Source organism: Ruegeria sp. CDSB136 (assembly GCF_059610965.1).
Map to the genome: position 1 here is coordinate 115,133 of NZ_JBXWOP010000019.1, position 6,747 is coordinate 121,879.

The following is a 6,747-nucleotide window of genomic DNA, read 5'->3' on the forward strand; positions in this document are numbered from 1 at the left end:
CGAACTTAGGGTCGGCGCATGACGATACATGCGTTGTGGTGCCATCCCCGCTCGGTTTCGACCGCTTTTGAACGTGTCATGCGCGAGCGCGGTGATCTGACCGTTCTGCACGAGCCGTTCATGTACCATCACTATCTGACCACCAAAGACCGGCTGTTTCCGGGTTTCACGCCCGAACCCGGGCACCCTGCGACATACGACGATATTCGGGCCATGATCCGCGCAAAGGCCGCAACCAACCCCTTGTTCTTCAAGGATATGGCTTACTATGTCACCGAAGCCTTGCCGCTGGATCCCGAATTTACTCATCAGATGAGCCACGCATTTTTGCTGCGCGACCCGGCCGAAGCGGCGCTGTCTTATGCTAAACGGGATCCCGAATTCACCCGATTGGAACTGGGACATGAAGCCCAGTACCGACTGTACACCGCGCTGAAAGAGCTGGGACATGACCCTTTGGTCATCACCGCTGATCAACTGCGCCGCGATCCGCAAGCGACGCTGCGCCGATATTGGGCGCATGTCGGGCTGCCCTATCTCGCGCATGCGTTTTCCTGGGACAGCAGTGTACCGGATGGCTGGCAATCGGTGCAAAGCTGGCATAGCGAAGTACTGCAAAGCGGCGCGATCCAGGCGCCCGTGGTCACGGACGTGCGGGCGGAACTGGATGCGCTTGGCGAGCCATATGCCGACCACGTGGCGCATCACCTGCCGTACTACACTCAGATGCGTGAAATCGCCGAAACCCAAGCTCATCAGAAATAGTCCCGATCGGGTTTCTCGGCCTTTCGCCGTGCGATATAGTCCTGCAATTCCGTGTCAATGTCTGGATCCAGACCAGGATCTTCATATGCGTCAAGCTGCTCTTTCCAAATTGCATTGGCGCGGGTTGCGGCATCCTTCTCTCCCGCCGCGTGCCATTGTTCGAACGAATTGTCATCCGGGGTCCAGGGCCGGAACAGAGCGGACATGAAATTGGCCTGCGTGTGTTCGGACCCGAGGAAATGCCGACCCGGGCCTGTCGCCGCGATCGCCTCCATCGCCTGGGCATTCTCGCTCATGTCAATGCCTTCGAAGAAACGCCCGATCTTGCCGCACAGATCGTGATCCAGGATCGTTTTTTCGAACGAGGTCACCAACCCGCCCTCCAGCCAACCGGTGGCGTGGTTGATCAGGTTCGCGCCCGCGAACATCGACATCATCAGACCCCAGGTAGCCTCTTGCTGGCTCTGGGCGTCCGGGACTTTTGATGCGCTGAGCGTACCAACCGTGTGCAAGGGTACATTCAGCCTGCGGGCAAGCTGTCCGGCCGCCAATACCATCAGCCCGGACTCGGGCGTGCCAAAAGTTGGCGCGCCGGACTTCATCGACATGGTCGAGGCAAAGCTGCCCATCATGCAGGGCGCGCCGGGGTTCACCAATTGGGTCAACGTCATTGCAGCCATGGTTTCGGCCAGCACCTGCGCCAGCGTTCCGGCAACGGTCGAAGGCGACATGGCCCCCGTCAGAACCCAAGGCGTGCAGGCAACTGGCTGCCCGGCGCGCGCATAGGTTTTCAATGCACCCGACATGTGGCTGTCCATCACAAGGGGCGCGTTGGTGTTTGACACGCAATAGAGGACGGCGTTTTCGGCCACAAAACCCTCACCGAAAACGATCCGCGCCATGTCGATCGCGTGGCCTGCCCGCTCGGCCCCGATAAAGGCCCCCATGAAGGCCCGATCAGAATAGCGAATGTGTCCATATAGCATATCGAGGTGGCGTTTGTTGGCAGGCAGGTCCACCGGCTCGCACACCACGCCACCCGAGTGGTGAAGCCACGGCAGGCTATGATGCAGCTTGACCAGATCGATGAAATCCTGATGCGAGGCATAGCGACGACCGCGATCCAGATCGTGCACAAAAGGCGGCCCCCAAGCCGGACAAAGCACACTGGCTTCTCCGCCAAGCTGAACGCTGTTGGCCGGATTGCGGGCATGTTGCGTGAACTGCGCGGGCGCGGTTGCAGTGATCATTTTTCGACAAAAGCCGGGTGCGAACCGCACGTGCGTTCCGTTTACGTCACAGCCTGCATCTGCAAAGATCTTCAGAATCTCCGGGTCATCCTGAAACTCCATCCCGGTTTCGGCTAGGATGGTGTCCGCATTGGCCTCGATCTGCTCCAGCCCCGTCTCGCTGAGCACATTGAAGGTCGAGAGCTTTCGCAGAATAAACGGCGCACGCATCTCGGCAGAGGTGCGAATTTCCGTCGCCCTGCGACGGCGGGATGGGCGCAAACGTCTCATGGCAAAACTGTTGACCCGGCGCTTGACGGAAACCAAGAAAATCTCAACAGTATAATCATTATTTATACTAAGGATGAGCTATGCTGGATCGTCGCAAACTGTCGCCAAGCCTGATGCGCTCACTCGAAATCTTCGTCGCCGTTGCGGAAACAGGTCAAATGCGGGCGGGCGCGAAGCTGCTCAATCTCTCGCAGCCGGCGGCATCCCAGCACATCACCGCGTTGGAAAAGGCCTTTGGCACCCTGCTTCTGGATCGCAGTACACGTCCGGCCCGGCTGACCTACGCGGGCGTGCGCCTGCACAGCAAAGCGCAGAAGATTCTGGATGCGTTTTCCGACATGGAAACCGAATTGCGCCACGTCGGCCAGAAATCCCTGACCCTGCTTCGGGTCGGTATTCAAGCCTCTATCGCCACGACCCTGACGCCTTCATTGATTGACCTGGCCCAACGTGTGTTCAACGTCGAAGATATCACCTTGCATGCCGGGCAAAGCGGCAACCACGAGCATTTGCTGAGGACCAAGCAAGCGGATCTGGCGATCACCTCAAATCCTTTTCTGGACATGGATGGCCTTGAGCGCCACCACGTTCTGACCGAAAGATACCTTCTGGTTCTGCCCGAAACATATGATGGCCCGACAGATAGTCTTGAGGCGATCCAGACGCGGCTGCCCTTGGTTCGGTTCGGAGATACAACAAACGCCGGCCGCCAAATTGCACAACACCTGCGCCGTTTGCGTTTTGAACCCGACAAGGTCATTCAGGCGGACCGTTCAAGCATGGTTACGTCCTGTGTTTCTGCCGGTCAGGGATTCAGCCTTTTGACACCAACTTTGCTGATTGATGGATTGGTGGAGAACATGAGCTTGCGATTGATAGAGCTTCCAGTCTCCGGCCTCTCGCGCACCCTGACAGTTGTCGCCAGAAAAGAAGAGCTTCAGAGTTTTCCAAAAGCGCTTGCTGAGATGTCCAAACAGAAGCTGACACAGCAAATTGCCAAGCATATGGGAGATGTCGGAACAACAAACGTGGAATATGACTTGGCCGAAAACTTGGTAAATAACTGAACGAGGCCGGGCTTCCGTCGGCGAACTATTGACGGCTCCAGACGATTTCAGCGGACATTCTGGGCAGCGATCTTGTGCAGGAAGACAGAAAGCTTCTTGTTTGAGCACTTATCTTACACGCGGTCATAGCGGTTCACTTCGAGGACGGGCACGCCCAAGATGGTATGGAGGAGATCGGACCACAATAACTTCAGACCGCCTTTCCTTGGGTAAAATGCGCGTTGAAACGAACCGAACGCGATACCCCAAACAAATGACCAATAATGGGAATCTAGAATCTCCTTTGTAAAAGCCGCTATATGTGCAAGCATAATGCCGTAGGTTAATTGGATTGTACCATGGTTGAAACACACGGCGGTGGGTTTCATTATGTGCCCGATCAAAAACAACCGCCGCAAAAAATAGAAAACACGTCCTGGCGTTTCTTCGAAAGTCTCGAGGATAGACGCAACAAGCTTGCCCTTGAGCTTGATGATTCCGGACGAGCCACGCCCAGATTAACGACGGTCGACAAACTTCAAAAATTCCTGGAACGACACAAAAGCGGCAATGCAGTCCCACTCGGCGGACAGAGCGTCGACGATACATTTAGCCAAGCTGGATTGGAAAAGATAAAATACTACAGCCAGCTAATACCAGATAGTACAAGCGCAACAACGAGACCGGATGAGGATACGCTCAAGGCATTGGCCAATGCTATGTTGGATGAAAGTGACCCAATCTCCAAAATACCTGCCGCCTACACCTACTTTGGTCAGTTGTTGGCTCACGATCTGACACACATGAGGAAGGAAAAAAACCAAAAAACAGAGGGATTTTGGGTAAATGCAAGCAATCATGCACTAACTTTCGATTCACTGTTTGGTACGCTTCCCGCGCAAGAGCAGAGTTCATCTGAATGGAAATGTGAGGCGGGAGCATGTTTGGGGCAACACAAAGACATTCCGGAACAAGTTGAACCTTCATTTGACCTGCCCCGAGATATTCACAACGGTCAACCTAGGTGTGTTGACCCCCGTGCTGACAGCAATCTCGCATTGGCCCAAATGCATGTGCTGCTGGTTCGATTTCATCAAAAACTCGCCAGGTCATTGCACCTGAATGAACAGGAAGCAATCCTGTCAACCAAGCACCATATTCAAGCCGTCGTACTAACTGACTACTTGCCACGAATTATACCTGACAACATTTACGAATCGATCATGACTAAAGGGCGTCGCGTTGTCGCCAAAAACGGCGTCAAAAACTTCCACATACCGCTGGAATTCGCAATGGCTGTGTTTCGATTTGGGCATAGCATGGTTCGCGGTGTTTATGACCCGTGGGGTTTGTCTTGGCCAATAAATGCCAGCATCCAATATCCCGAAGAAGCGGCCTCTTTAAGCACGCTCTTTCATTACACGCACCTAGGTGAACTTAAATCTGGCCACCTGGATTGGGCTTGGGGGCAATTGTGGTATCACTTTGCCGGCTTGGAGTTGAAGGGCAAGGAAGACAAAGTAATCTCTGCTGCTCCGATCTCTACGAGAATTAACCGAGAGCTTTACAGATTAAATAGGGAAAACTTTCCAGACTTGGATGTCGATACGGAGCATTTCAGCCTTCCATTACAAACACTTATGCGGGGCGTGTCTTTTGGCCTTCCTAGCGGCCAAGAACTTGCCGAGCTTGTTTGCGCGGGTAACACATTCGATATCGGAAGCTTCCTAAAAGAAAACCCTAGATATTCGAGTATTCCAAATTTCGGCGTTCTTCAAAATAATACACCTTTGTGGTTCTACACTTTGGCAGAAGCAGAAGCTATTGGGAACGGAAAACTGGGACCTATCGCAGCAAGAATTGTGATGGAAACCATACACGCGGCACTTGAATGCGATCCGGATGGAATTTTAGACGTTTCTGAAAATAATGTCAGCAGCTTAGATTTCAAATCTCTAATTAGAAAAAAGGTGGAATCAAATCCACACTTTACACTGCCAGATATTGTCAAGTTCACCTATTCACTAAATTAGAGAAAAATGAGGAGGAATAAATGACTCACGTGATTGTAAAAAAAGGCGGAGACACAAAACTCGGTATGGTGGACGCCGGAGAGCATATCAATCATTGGATGATTACTCACGGTGCCGGAGGAGCAAACGGCTACAAAGACTTCTTCGACGGTATCAGCCACGTGCAAGGGAAGACGAAGTTCGTCTCGTAGCTGACAAGAACGCACTGTCGCGGCAATACGGCAGCTACCGTTACCGTAGCGTTGCTGTTCTGCTGAGAGATGCGGGCTGGCAGGTCATTGTCGATCGTTTAGAACATATGGACACGGGAGGGATGAGGGTGTCTCGCGTGCCAGTCGCGCTCGAACCTAATCGGCCGGTCGTTAGTAGTTCCTAAATGACCGCTGCGCGGGCAAACCGGCCTCCATTGCAATGGCCAATTAAATCGCAACAAACATGTTCCACGTGATGCGTTTCAAGGATTAGTAGGCGCAATAATATACAGAGCTTTTAAAGCTTCGCTGGGCTCGATCCCTGGCAACGCGGTGCGAAAAATCTCTTCCATAGTGCCCCGGGCATACATTTCGGACAGAATAGTATCAACGATCAGTCGAAAGTCATCATCGCCCCTCGCGATGGCTAACCCTTGCTTTTCTATCGTCAGAATTTCTTGGGATAACTTGAATTTGCCTTTCAATCCCGCAGCAATGTAGTTGACTAGCAAAATCGACTGATCTGCAAAATACGCGTCGATTTTACCGTCTCGGAGCGCCTTGATTCCGTCTGGATGTGAAGCAAACCGAACCATCCTGGCGTCGATGCCTGCGGCATCAAATGTATTCTGTACGGAGGCTTCAGTTGTTGTGCTGCTTCTCATGCCAACCTTTTTCCCCGCGAGTGCGCTCATGGTGCCCTCAGCCTCGATTGGTAACAATATGGAAGTACCATCAACAAAGGTAGGGATTGAGAAATCAACAATCTCGCGACGAGAAAGCGTGATAGTCGCTGCCCCGCAAAGTATATCTATCTCTCCGGAGGCAACTTTGTCGAAACGATCCTTGGAGTCGACCGGAATGAACTGAACGTTTAAGTCCTTTAGATCCAGTTTCTTCGCAACAGCCTGCGCTACTTGATCGCAAATTAATGGTGACAGACCAAACGGCCGACCTTGGTCGTTAACGTAAGACAATGGAGCAGCATCTGTTCGAAAACCAAATCGGATTTCGTTATTATTTGTTATTCTTTCGATTGTCTGAGCAACTGCGCCGGTTGTGAATAGAACCGAAACAAAAAGTACTGAAAGCAAGCGCATGGGTTTTCCTTCTTTAGCCGACATTCCCCAAGTGGCCTGGGTTCTGACGTTAAGGTCGCCTGACTGCGCCACCTGATCAAGCGTTTTTCCGC

At 52.7% G+C, this 6,747-nt stretch carries 6 protein-coding genes; 4 read left to right on the top strand and 2 right to left on the bottom strand.

Annotated elements, in window-relative coordinates:
- The first annotated feature begins 18 nt into the window (after nucleotides 1–18).
- Nucleotides 19–765, top strand: coding sequence for a sulfotransferase-like domain-containing protein (locus tag AC2FIR_RS19260; protein WP_480490720.1), 747 nt, complete (start codon nucleotides 19–21; stop codon nucleotides 763–765).
- Here the strand turns inward: AC2FIR_RS19260 and AC2FIR_RS19265 are convergent.
- Nucleotides 756–2,285, bottom strand: coding sequence for a trimethylamine methyltransferase family protein (locus AC2FIR_RS19265; RefSeq protein ID WP_496747425.1), 1,530 nt, complete (start codon nucleotides 2,283–2,285; stop codon nucleotides 756–758). The genes AC2FIR_RS19260 and AC2FIR_RS19265 overlap by 10 nt on opposite strands.
- An 80-nt stretch (nucleotides 2,286–2,365) precedes the next feature.
- Here AC2FIR_RS19265 and AC2FIR_RS19270 point away from each other — a divergent pair, with 80 nt between their 5' ends.
- The 3 genes from AC2FIR_RS19270 to AC2FIR_RS19280 all read left to right on the top strand — a co-directional run bounded on the left by AC2FIR_RS19270 (nucleotide 2,366) and on the right by AC2FIR_RS19280 (nucleotide 5,555).
- Entirely contained in the window at nucleotides 2,366–3,352 is a 987-nt protein-coding gene (locus tag AC2FIR_RS19270; protein WP_496747427.1) for a LysR family transcriptional regulator, read from the top strand.
- A gap of 338 nt (nucleotides 3,353–3,690) precedes the next feature.
- Nucleotides 3,691–5,364 carry a peroxidase family protein gene (locus AC2FIR_RS19275; protein ID WP_496762899.1) on the top strand — a complete coding sequence of 558 codons (1,674 nt, stop codon included), beginning with the start codon at nucleotides 3,691–3,693 and terminating at the stop codon, nucleotides 5,362–5,364.
- Between the two features lie 20 nt (nucleotides 5,365–5,384).
- Complete coding sequence (locus AC2FIR_RS19280; RefSeq protein WP_496762902.1) at nucleotides 5,385–5,555, top strand: hypothetical protein; 171 nt, start codon at nucleotides 5,385–5,387, stop codon at nucleotides 5,553–5,555.
- Nucleotides 5,556–5,818: 263 nt separating this feature from the next.
- Here the strand turns inward: AC2FIR_RS19280 and AC2FIR_RS19285 are convergent.
- The coding region (locus AC2FIR_RS19285; RefSeq protein WP_496762905.1) for an amino acid ABC transporter substrate-binding protein at nucleotides 5,819–6,747 on the bottom strand (929 nt) is incomplete at its 5' end.